12 protein-coding genes are annotated in these 15,629 nt (G+C 72.1%); 8 read left to right on the top strand and 4 right to left on the bottom strand.

All coding sequences use genetic code 11. The features are described 5' to 3' along the window. Nucleotides 1–99 precede the first annotated feature (99 nt). Nucleotides 100–558 (top strand): hypothetical protein, encoded by a 459-nt coding sequence (locus tag VFJ94_RS07945; protein ID WP_325003658.1) that lies wholly within the window; start codon nucleotides 100–102, stop codon nucleotides 556–558. Nucleotides 559–610: 52 nt separating this feature from the next. Here VFJ94_RS07945 and VFJ94_RS07950 read toward each other — a convergent pair whose 3' ends face one another. From VFJ94_RS07950 to VFJ94_RS07965, 4 genes are all read right to left on the bottom strand, one after another. Next, nucleotides 611–1,903, bottom strand: a complete 1,293-nt coding sequence (locus tag VFJ94_RS07950) for a ScyD/ScyE family protein (protein ID WP_325003659.1) — start codon at nucleotides 1,901–1,903, stop codon at nucleotides 611–613. Nucleotides 1,904–2,137: 234 nt separating this feature from the next. Then, nucleotides 2,138–2,800 carry an MBL fold metallo-hydrolase gene (locus VFJ94_RS07955; protein ID WP_325003660.1) on the bottom strand — a complete coding sequence of 221 codons (663 nt, stop codon included), beginning with the start codon at nucleotides 2,798–2,800 and terminating at the stop codon, nucleotides 2,138–2,140. Between the two features lie 4 nt (nucleotides 2,801–2,804). Then, on the bottom strand, nucleotides 2,805–3,506 hold the full coding sequence (locus VFJ94_RS07960) for a maleylpyruvate isomerase family mycothiol-dependent enzyme (protein WP_325003661.1): 702 nt from the start codon (nucleotides 3,504–3,506) through the stop codon (nucleotides 2,805–2,807). Next, complete coding sequence (locus tag VFJ94_RS07965; RefSeq protein ID WP_325003662.1) at nucleotides 3,493–5,307, bottom strand: glycoside hydrolase family 15 protein; 1,815 nt, start codon at nucleotides 5,305–5,307, stop codon at nucleotides 3,493–3,495. Before VFJ94_RS07965 ends, VFJ94_RS07960 begins: the two co-directional genes overlap by 14 nt. A 66-nt stretch (nucleotides 5,308–5,373) precedes the next feature. Here VFJ94_RS07965 and uvrA point away from each other — a divergent pair, with 66 nt between their 5' ends. The 7 genes from uvrA (at nucleotide 5,374) to gap (ending at nucleotide 15,626) form a co-directional block, all read left to right on the top strand. Further along, a complete protein-coding gene (gene uvrA / locus VFJ94_RS07970) occupies nucleotides 5,374–8,415 on the top strand; it encodes an excinuclease ABC subunit UvrA (RefSeq protein WP_325003663.1) in 3,042 nt (1,013 codons plus the stop codon). 15 nt (nucleotides 8,416–8,430) lie between these two features. Beyond that, nucleotides 8,431–8,994, top strand: a complete 564-nt coding sequence (locus VFJ94_RS07975; protein ID WP_325003664.1) for a Rieske (2Fe-2S) protein — start codon at nucleotides 8,431–8,433, stop codon at nucleotides 8,992–8,994. A gap of 41 nt (nucleotides 8,995–9,035) precedes the next feature. Then, a complete protein-coding gene (gene uvrC / locus VFJ94_RS07980; protein ID WP_325003665.1) occupies nucleotides 9,036–11,033 on the top strand; it encodes an excinuclease ABC subunit UvrC in 1,998 nt (665 codons plus the stop codon). Next, complete coding sequence (rapZ, locus tag VFJ94_RS07985; RefSeq protein ID WP_325003666.1) at nucleotides 11,030–11,944, top strand: RNase adapter RapZ; 915 nt, start codon at nucleotides 11,030–11,032, stop codon at nucleotides 11,942–11,944. The genes uvrC and rapZ overlap by 4 nt, the downstream gene beginning before the upstream one ends. Nucleotides 11,945–11,948: 4 nt before the next feature. Beyond that, nucleotides 11,949–12,911, top strand: coding sequence for a uridine diphosphate-N-acetylglucosamine-binding protein YvcK (locus VFJ94_RS07990; protein WP_325003667.1), 963 nt, complete (start codon nucleotides 11,949–11,951; stop codon nucleotides 12,909–12,911). 269 nt (nucleotides 12,912–13,180) lie between these two features. Further along, nucleotides 13,181–14,161, top strand: a complete 981-nt coding sequence (gene whiA, locus VFJ94_RS07995; RefSeq protein ID WP_325003668.1) for a DNA-binding protein WhiA — start codon at nucleotides 13,181–13,183, stop codon at nucleotides 14,159–14,161. Between the two features lie 460 nt (nucleotides 14,162–14,621). Further along, the gene (gene gap / locus VFJ94_RS08000) at nucleotides 14,622–15,626 is read left to right on the top strand and encodes a type I glyceraldehyde-3-phosphate dehydrogenase (RefSeq protein WP_325003669.1); all 1,005 of its coding nucleotides are present in this window, start codon (nucleotides 14,622–14,624) and stop codon (nucleotides 15,624–15,626) included. Nucleotides 15,627–15,629 lie beyond the last annotated feature (3 nt).

The following is a 15,629-nucleotide window of genomic DNA, read 5'->3' on the forward strand; positions in this document are numbered from 1 at the left end:
CTGTCTACCGGACCAGGACGCCCGCCATGAGGCTTTCGCGGGATTTGGTGAGGATTGTTCTGTCGTAGCCTGAGCCAGTCTGGGAGAGGAGGCCGGGGGATGACGCTGCGGATCAGCCGCGCCAACCTCGGCGCATGGGTGATCAAGGCCAACCCCGCTGCCCGGGACCCGCAGCGGTTCGCCGCGGAGCACGCCTCGGTCGCCGACCGGTGCGTGGCCGCCAACTACCGCTCCGCCCTGATCCAGGCCGGGGACCCCGTCGTGCTGTGGGTGTCGGGCCCGGAGCGGGACCCGCTGCAGCCGGGGGTCTGGGGCGTGGGCCGCGTGGTCGCGCCCGTGGCTCGCGCTCGAGCGAGCGGGTCTGACGGACCCGCCTCCGGCACGCCCAAGGTCACTCTCGACGTGCCGCTCCTGGAGGCGCCCGTGCCGCGCGCCCTGCTCAGGGCCACCGCCGCGCTCGCCGGCTGCGAGGTGCTGCGGCAGCCGCAGATGGGCAACCCGGGCTGGCTCGACGGGGCCGAGTGGGCCGCCCTCCAGGAGCTGCTCGCGAGCCGGTGAGGGGCCGGGCCGGAGCCCGGCCCCTGCCGGTTGCAGTCAGCCGGACCGCGGCTCAGTGGGAGACGCGCACGACCGCGCCGGCGTTCGGCGTGGTGTCGGCCGAGCCGACGGTGACGTACATGGCGCCGTCACGGCCCTGGGCGATCCCGCCGGGCACGGGCAGCTTGCCCCCGCCTATCCGGGTGTGGTTCGTCGGCGTGCGGAAGGGGATCCGGACGATGTCACCGGGCGGCTGCGCCGCGCCGTTCGGCTGGAACATCTCGGTGGCCCAGAAGTTTCCGGACCGGTCGAACGTGCAGGCCGTGATCGTCGTGAGGCCGGTGGCCCACACCGTGGGCTTGGGCCCGCTGCCGAAGTTGGCGTTCGGGTCGACGCGCCACACCGAGGACCGGTTCGGGCCGCCGGGGACGAAGAGGTTGAAGACGAGGTCGAGGGTGCCCACGTAGAGCATGCCGTCCGGCCCCTCGGCGACGCACGTGGGGGTCGAGTCGCGGACCGGGTCGTTGGGGATGTAGGCGATGACCCGGCTGCGACCCGACGGCATCACCTCACTGATGGTGTTCGCCCCCGCGTCGGCCACGAAGGTGCGCAGCCTGTCCTTCCTGCGGTCCCGGATCAGCAGGACCCCGTACGGGTTGGAGTCCGGGAAGTCGTCCGGGAAGAGTGACTTGTGGTCCGCGGTCCACCGGAACTGCTGGTTGCCGACGTTGGTGACGGGTTTGGCGGCTCCGGTCCTGCCGTCGAGGCGGAAGAGCAGCCCGGCCTGGGAGGGGGGCAGGCTCACCGGGGGCCGCGCGAGACCGAGGTTGGACTCGCTCATGATCATCCGGATCTCGCACCGCCCCTCACGCCCCTCCCCGTCGCCGTCATCGTCGTGCGACCCCCGCCGGATCATGGGCGAGCGGTCGTCGTCGTCGGCCGGCTCCGTGGAGCAGCTGTTTCCCATGGCGCTGATGCCCTCAGGACCGAGGACGGCCGCTTCGCCCTCGCCGTTCGCGAAGAAGCTGGTGAAACCGGTGGACCAGACCGGCTTCCCCGTGCCGCGCTGGTACTTCGTCACCTTGCCGGTCTTGGAGAGGCCGAAGACCGGCGACGACTGGCCCGTCGACGGAGGCGGCCCGAGATACTTGCCCGACTCCGCGACGTACATGGCGCCTCGGGCGTCGAAGGCGATCCCCCGTGGCGCGTTGAGGCCGGAGACGACCGTGCGGAACGTCGGCGAGGAGCCGGCCGACGACGAGGAGGCAGCCTGGGAGGACGCCGACCCCGTCGGGGCCAGCAGTGCTGCCGCGCACAGGCCGGCGACGCCGGCCACGCGGGCGGAAGCCGTGGTGGTCTTGCTCATGAGATCTCCCAACCGACGGATGCAGACCGGGAGCCCGGGAGCTTCCGTCACTGAGTCGAGTGGAGTGCAACACGTGCGCTGATGCCGCCAGGCGGCGTTGATGGACCGCGGCCTTCCCCCCGTGCCGCAACTCTCCACCGTAGCCCGATAGCAGCAGCGGCGTCAGCGAGTTGCGACAAGCCTCGGGCCGATCGGCCAGCGCGCGCCGGCGTCCGTCACCGTGCTCCCGGGCGCCTACCAGCCGCGGTCGCGCCACTCCTGCAGGTGCGGCCGCTCCGCGCCCAGGGTGGAGTCGGCGCCGTGCCCCGGGTAGAACCACGTGTCGTCGTCGTAGACGTCGAAGACCCGCGTCGTCACGTCGGCGTAGAGCGACGCAAAGCTCTGACCCTCGTTCTTCGTGTTGCCGACGCCCCCGGGGAAGAGGCTGTCCCCGGTCCACAGGTGGGCAGGGCCGCCCGGGTCCGCGTAGGCCAGGGCGATGCCACCGGGGGTGTGCCCGCGCAGGGAGATGACGTCGAGCGTGATCTGGCCGAAGGCGACGGTGTCGCCCTGACCCACCCGGACGTCGACGGGCACCGGCAGGGCGTCGGCATCCTCGGCGCCCGCGACCGTCCGCGCGCCCGTGGCGGCGACCACGTCGGGCAGGGCACGCACGTGGTCCCAGTGTTGGTGGGTCGTGACCACCGTGCCGAGCGACGGCCCGCCCGAGCGGACGAGCTCGAGGATGCGCCCGGCCTCGTCCGCCGCGTCGATGAGCAGCTGCTCCCCGGTCCGCCGGCAGGTGAGGAGGTAGACGTTGTTGTGCATGGCCGAGACCGCGAGCTTGCGGATCGTCAGCTGGGGCAGCTCGCGCGTGTCGGCGGGGCCGCCGGGCTCCACGTCACCGGTGTAGGGCATGAGGTCATCCTCCGAAGGGCAGGTCGGGCAGGTCGGTGCTGCAAGTGATCCCGTCGGGGCGCCGGCGCAGGAGCCAGAGCAGCGCCGCCGCACGGGACCCGGTGACGTATGCCGTGCCGGTGCCGATGACGTGCACGTCGCCCTCGTCGGTGCGGATCTCGACGCTCGGTGCCTCCGGGTGCTCGCGCAGCGTGCGGGCGGCGTGGTCGAGCAGGAGCTCTGCGAGCTCGGCCGGGACGTCGGCGAAGGTGAAGGCCGCGTCGAGGTCGACGTGGTGGACGAGGAGCTCACGCAGGCGCAGGAAGGGCACGCGGGCCACGAGGACGGCGCGGCCGCCGGGCGTGCGCTGCACCGTGCGGCCCTCGAGCTGCGGCCCGAGCCGGTCGAGCAGCGGCGCGAGCCGGTCCGCCGCGGCCCGCACGTCCTCCACGAGGTCCGTGGCGCCCCGCCTGGCGCCTGCCTCGATCTCGGCGTCGCGCACGTCGTCGGCGGCATACATCGTCTCGGCGCTCCCGGTGAGACCGGCGCGGCACACCCGCGCCAGGGCGTCGGCGTTGCGGGCGAGGTGCGTGAGGACGTGGGCGCGCGACCAGCCCTCGCAGAGCGACGGCGCGAGGACCGCCTCGTCGGAGAACGCGGCGGCGGTCGCGAGCAGCCGCTCGGTCTCGCGGGCGACGAGGTCGGGGGTCACGTCACGGGGCCGCATGGACGTCCTTCCCCGCAGCCTCCGCGATGGCGAGGGCCGCGGTCACGAGGGTCAGGTGCGAGAAGGCCTGCGGGAAGTTGCCCACCATGCGGCCACCTGCGGGGTCGTACTCCTCGGGGAGGAGGCCCACATCGTTGCAGAGGGCGACCAGCCGGTCCATCAGCGCGGTGGCCTGCTCGAGCAGGCCGGCCTTGGCGTATGCCGTGACCAGCCAGAAGGAGCACGCGAGGAACGGGTGCTCGTCGCCCGCGAGGCCGTCGACGCCGGTGCTCGTCCGGTAGCGCCGCACGAGCCCGTCCCGCATCAGCTCCTGCTCGACGGCCCGGATCGTCCCGAGCATGCGGGGGTCGTCGCCGTCGAGGAAGCCCACGGCCGAGAGCACGAGGAGCGAGGCGTCCACCTCGCTCGTGTGGTAGTGCTGGACGAAGGTCTGCCGCTCCTCGTCCCAGCCCCGGGCGAGGACCTCCCGGCGCACCTCGTCACGGATGGCCCGCCACCGGTCGACGGGCCCGTGCAGACCGTGGCGCTCCACGGCGCGCACGGCACGGTCGAGGGCCACCCACACCATCACCCGGGAGTGGGTGAAGTGGCGCTCGGGCCCGCGGATCTCCCACAGGCCGTGGTCGGGCTCCTGCCAGTGCGCCGCGAGGTGGTTGACGAGGGCCCGCTGCAGGTGCCACGAGTCGGTCGTCTCGCCCAGGCCGGCCTCGCGGGCCAGCTCGAGCGCCATCATCACCTCGCCGAGCACGTCGGTCTGCCGCTGCTCGACCGCGCCGTTGCCGACGCGGACCGGTCGGGAGCAGGCGTAGCCGGGAAGGTGGTCGAGCTCCCGCTCCGGCAGCTGGCGGGCCCCGTCGACGCGGTACATGATCTGCATGTCCTCCGGGTCCCCGGCCACGGCGCGCAGCAGCCAGTTGCGCCAGAGCCGCGTCTCGTCGACGTAGCCGCAGCCGAGCAGCGACTCCAGGGTCAGGGCCGCGTCGCGCAGCCAGCAGTAGCGGTAGTCCCAGTTGCGCTCGCCGCCGAAGTCCTCGGGCAGGGACGTCGTCGGGGCGGCGACGATGCCGCCGGTGACGGCGTGGCTGAGCACCCGGAGCACGAGCAGCGAGCGGGACACGGCAGCGGCATACGGCCCGGCATACCGGTTGCGAGCGGCCCACCGCTCACTGATGTCGAGCGTGTCGCGCACCCGCTCCGCGACGTCGAACCGGCGGGGCACCGGCCGGTGGCTGGGCAGCCAGGTGAGCGAGAAGGTGAGGCTCTCGCCGGCGGCGACGTCGAACTCGTCGACGTGGTGGCCGTCCTGCCCCCGCGGGAGACGGGTGCCCCGGAGCACCAGCATGTCAGGCCCGGCGACGGCGGTGATGATCTGCTCCTCCACGCCGTCCTTGACGTCGGTGTGCCGGCTGATCCACGGGCGGGTCCGGCCGTAGCCGAACCGCACGACCCAGTCATGCCGCAGCCGCAGCGTCCCCTCGAGGCCTTCCACGCGGCGGAGGACGTCGGCGCGCCCGTCGGCGACCGGCATGAGGTCGGTCACCCTGACCCGGCCGGCCGGGGTCTCGTGGAGGGTCTCGAGGACGAAGCTCGCGCCGACGTAGCGGCGGGTCGAGCGGGCCGACGGGTCGCTGGGGCCGATGAGCCACCGGCCGTGCTCGCGGGTGCCGAGCAGCGCGGCGAAGCAGGCCGGTGAGTCGAAGCGCGGGAGACACAGCCAGTCGATCGACCCCGCCCGGCTCACCAGTGCCGCGGTGGCCGTGTCGCCGAGGACCGCGTAGTCCTCGATGGGCGTCGAGCTCATGGAGGCGAGTATGCCGTCCCGGTTCGCGCGTCGGGGACTGTCGGTGCGGGCACCTAGCATGTTGGCGTGACCTCCACGTCCCCCTCCACCTCTCACGCCCTCGTCGTCCGGGGCGCCCGGGAGCACAACCTCAAGGACGTCTCGGTCGACCTCCCCCGGGACAGCCTCATCGTCTTCACCGGGCTGTCCGGGTCGGGCAAGTCCTCGCTCGCGTTCGACACGATCTTCGCCGAGGGCCAGCGCCGCTACGTCGAGTCCCTGTCCGCCTACGCCCGGCAGTTCCTGGGGCAGATGGACAAGCCCGACGTCGACTTCATCGAGGGGCTCTCCCCGGCGGTCTCCATCGACCAGAAGTCGACCAACCGCAACCCGCGCTCGACGGTGGGCACCATCACCGAGGTCTACGACTACCTCCGGCTCCTCTTCGCGCGTGCCGGGCGCCCGCACTGCCCGGTCTGCGGCGAGCCGGTGACCCGGCAGACGCCGCAGCAGATCGTCGACCAGCTCCTGACGCTCGAGGACCGCACCCGTTTCCAGGTCCTCGCCCCGGTCGTGCAGGGCCGCAAGGGCGAGTTCGTCGACCTCTTCGCCGAGCTGCAGTCCAAGGGGTTCTCCCGGGCCCGCGTCGACGGTGACGTCGTGCCGCTCACGGAGCCGCCCGCCCTCGCCAAGCAGAAGAAGCACACGATCGAGGTCGTCGTCGACCGGCTCGTCGCCAAGGGCGACGACGCGGGCGCCAAGCGGCGCCTCACCGACTCGGTCGAGACGGCCCTGCGCCTGACGGGCGGCGTCCTCGTCGTCGACTTCGTCGACCATGACCCCAAGGACCCCGAGCGGTCCCGCCGCTTCTCCGAGCGGATGGCCTGCCCCAACAACCACCCGCTCGCCATGGACGAGGTCCAGCCGCGGACCTTCTCGTTCAACTCGCCCTTCGGAGCCTGCCCCGCGTGCACGGGCATCGGCACGGAGCTCGAGGTCGACCCCGAGCTGGTCGTGCCCAACCAGGAGCTGTCCCTCTCCGAGGGCGCCATCGCGCCGTGGGCGCAGGGATCGGGTGCGGCGGAGTACTTCCAGCGCGTCATGACGGCGCTCGCGGAGGACCTCAAGTTCTCCATGGACGCTCCCTTCGCGGCACTGCCGGACCGGGCCAAGGAGGCGCTGCTGCACGGACAGGACTACAAGGTCCACGTCCGCTACCGCAACCGCTACGGCCGCGACCGGTCCTACACCACGGGCTTCGAGGGCGTCGTGCCCTTCATCAAGCGCCGGCACGGAGAGACTGACTCGGAGTGGAGCCGGGAGCGCTACGAGGGCTACATGCGTGAGGTGCCCTGCCCCGTATGCCGCGGAGCCCGGCTCAAGCCCGAGTCGCTCGCCGTGCTGCTCGGCGGCAAGAACATCTCCGAGGTGTGCGCGCTGGCGATCAACGAGGCGGCCCGCTTCCTCGACACGGTGGACTTCACCGAGCGGGAGCGGCACATCGCCGAGCGGGTCATCAAGGAGATCGACGCGCGGCTCGGCTTCCTGCTCGACGTGGGGCTGGACTACCTCTCCCTCGACCGGCCGGCGGCCACCCTCTCCGGGGGGGAGGCGCAGCGCATCCGGCTCGCCACGCAGATCGGGTCCGGCCTCGTGGGGGTCCTCTATGTCCTGGACGAGCCGTCCATCGGCCTGCACCAGCGGGACAACCACCGGCTCATCGAGACGCTGACGCGGCTGCGCGACCTCGGCAACACGCTCATCGTCGTGGAGCACGACGAGGACACGATCGCGACCGCCGACTGGGTCGTCGACATCGGCCCGGGTGCGGGAGAGCACGGCGGCCAGGTCGTCCACTCGGGCTCGGTGGCCGACCTGCTGAAGCACCCCGACTCGATCACCGGGGAGTACCTCTCGGGTCGGCGCGAGATCCCGACGCCCCCGGTGCGGCGCCCGCACGACGGCCGCAGGCTGTCCATCGTCGGCGCTCGGGAGAACAACCTGCAGGCGGTGGACGTCGACATCCCGCTCGGCAACCTCGTCGCCGTGACAGGAGTGTCGGGCTCCGGCAAGTCCACCCTGATCAACGACATCCTCTACAACGTGCTGGCCAACCGGCTCAACGGCGCCCGCAACGTCCCGGGCCGGCACAAGTCCGTCGCCGGCCTCGAGCACCTCGACAAGGTGGTCCACGTCGACCAGAGCCCGATCGGCCGGACGCCGCGATCGAACCCGGCGACCTATACGGGCGTCTTCGACCACATGCGCAGGCTCTTCGCCGAGACGACCGAGGCCAAGGTCCGGGGGTACCAGCCCGGGCGGTTCTCGTTCAACGTCAAGGGCGGGCGGTGCGACGCCTGCTCCGGCGACGGCACGATCAAGATCGAGATGAACTTCCTGCCGGATGTGTACGTGCCCTGCGAGGTGTGCCACGGCGCCCGCTACAACCGCGAGACGCTTGAGGTGCACTTCAAGGGCAAGACGATCGCCGACGTGCTGGGCATGCCGATCGAGGAGGCGGCGGACTTCTTCGAGGCCGTCCCGGCCATCGCCCGCCACCTGCGCACGCTGGTCGACGTCGGCCTCGGCTACGTCCGGCTCGGCCAGCCGGCCCCCACCCTCTCCGGCGGCGAGGCGCAGCGGGTCAAGCTCGCCAGCGAGCTGCAGAAGCGCTCCAGCGGGCGCAGCATCTACGTCCTCGACGAGCCGACGACCGGGCTGCACTTCGAGGACATCCGCAAGCTCCTCGAGGTCCTGCAGGGCCTGGTCGACAAGGGCAACACCGTCATCGTCATCGAGCACAACCTCGACGTCATCAAGAACGCCGACTGGATCATCGACCTGGGGCCCGAGGGCGGCTCCCGGGGCGGGCGGGTCATTGCCGAAGGGACGCCGGAGCAGGTGGCCGCCGTCGACGCCAGCCACACCGGGCGCTTCCTCGCGCCGGTCCTCGATCGGACCGCTCGCAGCACGACCCGCCCCTCCGGCGCGCGGCCGCGACGGACCGCAGCGGCAACTGCACAGGCGGGCCCAAGGAAGTCAACAGGTGCGGTGGGCAAGGTCAGCAAGGCAACCACCACGCGGACCGGCGCCGCGGTGGCGCCGGCCGGCAGCACCCGAAAAGGATGAGCGAAAGGGATGAGCATGACCGAGCGACCTGAAGTGTCCGACTCCTCCGACCGCGACGGGGTCCCGACCCGCGCCTCGACCGGCTCGTCGCGAGCGACGACGGAGCCGGTCGAGCGCCGAGGCGTGCTTCGCGCGGCCGGTGCCACCGGCTTGCTCGTCCTGGGCGGCTCCTCCCTGGCGGCCTGCGGCGGCAGCTCCTCGCCCGGCACCACGGCCCCGGCCGCGTCGGCGAGCTCGACGCCGGCCGGTGCCGGTTCGAGTGCGGAGACGACGAGCAGCGGCGCGGGCGGCGCCGGGGGCGGCATACCGGCCGCGTCGGTCCCCGTCGGCGGCGGCGCGGTCTTCACGGACCAGAAGGTCGTGGTGACCCAGCCCGTCGCCGGCACCTTCAAGGCGTTCGACACCACGTGCCCGCACAAGGGGTGCGCCGTCGCGACCGTGACGGACAAGCAGATCCACTGCCCCTGTCACGGCAGCGCCTTCGACATCGCCACCGGCGCCCGGGTGGCCGGACCCGCCCCCAAGGGGCTCACGGCCAAGTCGGTGACCGTCTCGGGGGACCAGCTCACCGTCACCTGAGGGGGCGGGAGCCGGCCCCACCTCCCGCATAGGGTGGGGGGGTGGCCGACCCGACGACCTATCGCCCCAAGCCGGGGGAGATCCCGACCGACCCGGGTGTCTACCGCTTCCGCGATGCGCACGGTCGGGTCGTCTACGTCGGCAAGGCAAAGTCGCTGCGTCCGCGGCTGTCGTCCTACTTCCAGGACTTGTCGGCTCTGCACCCGCGCACGGCCACCATGGTCACGACGGCCGCCTCGGTCGAGTGGACCGTCGTGCGCACCGAGGTCGAGGCGCTGCAGCTCGAGTACTCCTGGATCAAGGAGTTCGACCCGCGCTTCAACGTCAAGTACCGCGACGACAAGTCCTACCCCTACCTCGCGGTGACGATGGGTGAGGAGGTGCCGCGGGCGCAGGTCATGCGCGGCGCCAAGCGCAAGGGGACCCGGTACTTCGGGCCCTACGGTCACGCTTGGGCGATCCGCGAGACCCTCGACCTGCTCCTGCGGGTCTTCCCGGTCCGCACCTGCTCGTCGGGCGTCTACCGCCGGGCCGCGGCGAGCGGGCGGCCGTGCCTGCTCGGCTATATCGACAAGTGCAGCGCCCCCTGCGTCGGCCGCGTCTCGGTCGACCAGCACCGCGCCATCGCCGAGGACTTCTGCGAGTTCATGGCCGGCAACACCAGCCGGTTCGTGCGCCGTCTGGAGCAGCGCATGCAGGAGGCGGCTGCGCAGCTCGACTTCGAGCAGGCGGCCCGCCTGAGGGACGACATCGGGGCCCTGACCAAGGCGCTCGAGAAACAGACGGTCGTCCTCGGTGACGCGACCGACGCCGACATCTTCGGCCTCGCCGACGACGACCTCGAGGCCGCCGTGCAGGTCTTCCACGTCCGCGGCGGCCGGATTCGCGGCCAGCGCGGGTGGGTCGTGGAGAAGGAGAGCGAGGACGTGCCGACCCTGGTCGAGCACCTCCTCCAGCAGGTCTACGGCGAGGCCGCGGCCGATGCAGTCCCGCGCGAGGTCCTCGTGCCGACCCCGCCCGCGGACCCCGAGGCGGTCACGCAGTGGCTGTCGTCGGTGCGCGGGTCGGCCGTCGACGTCCGGGTGCCCCAGCGCGGCGACAAGCGCACCCTCATGGAGACCGTCCGGCGCAACGCGGAGCAGTCCCTCGCCCGGCACAAGGTCGCCCGGGCGGGCGACCTGACCCTGCGCAGCCAGGCGCTGCAGGAGCTGCAGGACCTGCTCGAGCTGGACGAGGCGCCGCTGCGCATCGAGTGCTACGACGTGAGCCACGTGCAGGGCACGAACGTCGTGGCAAGCATGGTGGTCTTCGAGGACGGCCTGGCGCGCAAGAGCGAGTATCGCCGGTTCATCGTCCGGGGTGCGAGGCCCGACGACGGCGCCGGCGGGCCCGGGACCGTGGACGACACCGCGGCCATGCGGGAGGTCCTGTCCCGCCGCTTCCGCCGCTACCTCGACGACGCGGAGAGCGCCGGCGACCTCGGCCTCGCACCTGCGGACGACTCCGACGGCAGCGGACCACTCGATCCGGGGACCGGGCGGCCGCGCCGCTTCGCCTACCCCCCGAGCCTCGTCGTCGTCGACGGCGGCCTGCCCCAGGTCAACGCGGCGCAGGCGGTCCTGGACGAGCTCGGCATCAAGGAGGTAGCCCTCGTCGGGCTCGCCAAGCGACTGGAGGAGGTGTGGCTGCCCGGGATCGCGCACCCGCTCATCCTGCCGCGCACGAGCGAGGGGCTCTACCTGCTGCAGCGGCTGCGGGACGAGGCGCACCGCTTCGCCATCACCTTCCACCGGCAGCGCCGGTCCAAGGCGATGACCGTGTCGGCGCTCGACGGCATACCAGGGCTTGGCACGAGCCGGCAGAAGGCGCTGCTCAAGCACTTCGGTTCCGTGAAACGGCTGCGCCAGGCGAGCGCTGAGGACATCATGACCGTTTCGGGCATCGGCCCGGCACTCGCCGGGGCGATCGTCAGCCACCTCGCGCAGGGCGCACCCGCCGCGCCGGCCGTGAACCTCACGACGGGAGAAGTACTCGAATGACCAGCCAGACCAAGGACCGGGCCAACCATCGGCTGTCCGACGCGCCCATGGTCATCGTCACGGGCATGAGCGGCGCCGGGCGCTCGACCACCGCCAACGTCCTCGAGGACCTCGGCTGGCTCGTTGTCGACAACCTGCCTCCCCAGATGCTCGCGCACCTGGCCGCGATGCGCGACGAGAGCCTGGCCCGCCACCCGGAGGCCCCGCACCGGCAGGTCGCCGTGGTCGTCGACGTGCGGTCACGGGAGTGGTTCGGGCACCTGCACGGTGCCATCGAGGCGATGCGCGACCGGGGGCAGCGGCCCAGCCTGGTGTTCCTCGACGCGACGGACGAGACCCTCGTGCGGCGGTTCGAGAGCGTCCGGCGCCCCCACCCGCTCCAGGGCGAGGGACGCCTCCTCGACGGCATCCAACGGGAACGGGACATGCTCGTCGAGCTGCGGTCGAGCGCCGACGTCGTCATCGACAGCTCCGGGCTCAACGTGCACCAGCTGTCGGCCAAGGTCACCTCGCTCTTCTCCGGGGACCAGCAGGCGCAGCTCCGGCTCGCGGTCATGTCGTTCGGGTTCAAGTACGGCCTGCCGCTCGACGCGGACATCGTCTTCGACCTGCGCTTCCTGCCCAACCCCTACTGGGTCCCCGAGCTGCGGCCCCTGACCGGCCGCGACGACGCCGTCGCCGACTACGTCTTGAGCCAGCTCGGCGCGGAGGAGTTCCTCGACCGCGCAGCCGGGCTCCTCGAGACGATGGTGGCCGGCTATGTCCGCGAGGGCCGGCGCTACGTCACGGTCGCCCTGGGCTGCACGGGCGGCAAGCACCGCTCCGTGTCCATGGCGGAGGCGCTGAGCCACCGGGTGGGGGGCGGCCGCGTCGCCACCTTCGTCGTCCACCGCGACCTGGGCCGGGAGTGAGCCGGTGAGTCCCCACGGCCTGGCCCCCGCCGCGCAGCGGCGCGTCGTCGCGCTCGGCGGGGGCCACGGGCTCTCCGCGGCGTTGGCCGCCCTCCGACTGCTGACCGACCACGTGACCGCGATCGTGACGGTCGCCGACGACGGTGGGTCGAGCGGACGACTCCGCGAGGAGCTGGGGGTGCTTCCGCCGGGAGACCTGCGGATGGCCCTCGCCGCCCTGTGCGACGACACGGAGTGGGGTCACACGTGGCGGGACGTCCTGCAGCACCGCTTCAGCGGGGCGGGCGAGCTGCGCGGCCACGCCCTCGGCAACCTCATGATCGTCTCGATCTGGGAGCTGCTCGGAAACACCGTCGGTGGCCTCGACCTCGTCGGCCGGCTGCTGGGCGCCCGCGGACGGGTGCTGCCCATGGCCGGGGAGCCGCTCGACATCGTCGCGGAGATCGTCGGCCACGACCCCGAGCGGCCGACCGAGACGGCCCTCGTGCACGGCCAGCACCGGGTGGCCTCCTCACCGGGGCGGGTGTCCTCGATCGGCATTCTGCCGACGTGCCCCAAGCCCTGCCCGGAGGCGGTCAGCGCGGTCTGGGACGCCGACTGGGTCGTCCTCGGCCCCGGGTCGTGGTTCACGTCCGTCATGCCGCACCTGCTCGTCCCGGAGCTCGCGGACGCCCTGGTGGCCACCCCGGCGAAGCGGCTGCTCAACCTCAACCTCGAGGTGCACAAGGGTGAGACCCGCGACTTTCGCGCCGAGGACCACCTGACGTCCTTGGCGGCCACCGCCCCCGGCCTGCGGCTCGACGTCGTGCTCGCCGATCCCACCGTCGTCGTCGACGAGCCGTCGGTGCGGTCCGTGGCCGCGGGGCTGGGCGCCGAGCTCGTCGTGGCACCGGTCGCCCTGCCAGACCAGCCGGGCGTGCACGACCCACTGCGGCTGGCGGCCGCCTTCCGCGACGTCATCGGCTGACCCGTCCGAGCCCCGGCACGGGCGCCCTCGCCCTGAACCGGCAGATCGACTGGCAGATCAACTGGCGTGATCAGCTGGCGGATCAACTGGCGGATCAACTGGCGGATCAACTGGCGGGCGGTGTCGCCAGGGCAGCACTGACCGCCAGGTGATGTGCCAGTTGATCGACTCCGGCCGGCCGTATGCCGCAGAGGCGACCGGAACCACGGGCTGCCTGGTGTCCGCAACCAGCGCCGAGCCCCGGTGACCCCGGGTGGCAGGATGTCGCCATGGCCATGACCGCGAAGGTGAAGGACGAGCTCTCACGGCTGGAGATCACCAAGCCCTGCTGTCGGAAGGCAGAGGTTGCGGCCCTGCTCCGCTTCGCTGGCGGCCTGCACATCATCGGGGGACAGATCGTCGTCGAGGCGGAGCTCAACACCGCGAGCGCCGCCCGGCGCCTGCGCCGCAACGTCGCCGAGGTCTACGGGCACCGCAGCGACCTGCTCGTCCTCGCAGCCGGTGGCCTGCGTCGGGGCTCGCGCTACGTCGTGCGAGTCGTCGAGGACGGCGCCACGCTGGCACGGCAGAGCGGGCTCATCGACGCCCGCGGCCGTCCGGTGCGGGGGCTGCCGCCCAAGGTCGTGAGCGCGTCCACGTGTGACTCGGAGGCGGCGTGGAGAGGCGCCTTCCTCGCCCACGGCTCTCTCACCGAGCCCGGGAGGTCCTCGGCGCTGGAGGTGACGTGCCCCGGCCCGGAGGCGGCCCTCGCCCTCGTCGGTGCGGGGCGCCGCCTGGGCATCGCCGCCAAGGCCCGCGAGGTGCGCGGGGTGGACCGGGTCGTCATCCGCGACGGCGACGCCATCGGGGCGATGCTGACCAGGCTCGGTGCGCACGACGCCGTGCTGGCCTGGGAGGAGCGGCGGATGCGCCGCGAGGTGCGCGCCACGGCCAACCGGCTGGCCAACTTCGACGATGCCAACCTGCGCCGCTCCGCGCGCGCGGCCGTGGCCGCCGGCGCGCGGGTGCAGCGCGCCATGGACATCCTCGGCGACGACATCCCGGATCACCTGCGCGAGGCCGGCGTGCTGCGGCTGGAGCACAAGCAGGCCAGCCTCGAGGAGCTGGGCCAGCTGGCGCAGCCCCCGATGACCAAGGACGCGGTGGCCGGGCGCATCCGCCGCCTGCTGGCGATGGCGGACAAGCGCGCCGAGGACCTCGGGGTGCCCGCCACCGACGCCGGGCTGACCCCGGACATGCTCGAAGGCTGACTCCCCGCCCCCCGCGTCGAGTGGCCAGTTCTGTTCACCCCGCGAGGTCGAGTGGCCAGTTCTGTTCACCCCGCGAGCTCGAGTGGCCAGTTTCCTTCACATCCATGGCACGGGACCCGGGACGCCCAGAACCGGACCCGGAATGCCCCTCACTACGGGGCCCCGAAGAGCACTGAGTCGCTCGGCTGCGTGCGGAAGTGGCCACTCGAGGAGGGGGCGGCGTGCGGAGGTGGCCACTGGAGGAGGGGTGGGTGTGCGGAAGTGGCCACTCGAGGAGGGGGCGGCGTGCGGAAGTGGCCACTCGACGTTGGGGGGTGAGCGGGCTGCCACGCCCTGAGATGCGGCGCGTGCCCCGCAGAGCCACCGACTAGGGTGACGAGAGGGGAGCCCGACCGGGCCCCCGCAGCCCGCATTGATTTGTCCCGTTCGAGAGTATTTCCGTTTCGAGAGGCTCAGCACAGTGACTGTTCGCGTTGGCATCAACGGCTTCGGCCGCATCGGCCGCAACTTCTTCCGCGCCGTCCTGGCGTCCGGGGCGGACATCGAGATCGTGGGGGTCAACGACCTCACCGACAACAAGACGCTCGCACACCTGCTCAAGTACGACTCGATCCTCGGCCGTGTCGACGCCGAGGTCAGCTACACCGAGGACACCATCACCGTCGGCGGCCACACGTTCGCCGCCTCCGCCGAGCGGGACCCGTCCGCGCTCAAGTGGGCGGATCTCGGCGCCGACGTCGTCATCGAGTCGACCGGCTTCTTCACCGACGCCGAGAAGGCCAAGGCCCACGTGACCGCTGGTGCCAAGAAGGTGATCATCTCGGCGCCCGCGAAGAACGAGGACATCACCATCGTCATGGGCGTCAACCACGAGCAGTACGACGCGAGCGCGCACACGATCATCAGCAACGCGTCGTGCACCACGAACTGCCTGGCCCCGATGGCCAAGGCGCTCCACGACGGCCTCGGCATCGTCAAGGGCCTCATGACCACGATCCACGCCTACACGCAGGACCAGAACCTGCAGGACGCGCCGCACAAGGACCTGCGCCGCGCCCGTGCCGCCGCGCTCAACATCGTCCCGACCACGACGGGTGCGGCCAAGGCCGTGTCGCTCGTGCTGCCCGAGCTCAAGGGCAAGCTCGACGGCTACGCGCTCCGGGTGCCCGTGCCGACCGGCTCGGCGACGGACCTCAGCTTCGAGGCCTCCCGCGAGACGACGGTCGAGGAGGTCAACGAGATCGTCCGCGCGGCGGCCGAGGGCCCGCTGAAGGGCTACCTGCGCTACACCGACGACCCGATCGTCTCCAAGGACATCGAGACCGACCCGGCCTCGTGCATCTTCGACTCCGGCCTGACCAAGGTGATCGGCAACCAGGTCAAGGTCGTCGGCTGGTACGACAACGAGTGGGGCTACTCCAACCGGCTCGCCGACCTCGTCCTCCACGTCGGCGCGACCCTCTGAGGC

It is taken from the genome of Intrasporangium sp., from assembly GCF_035688975.1.
Lineage (GTDB): Bacteria > Actinomycetota > Actinomycetes > Actinomycetales > Dermatophilaceae > CALMNV01.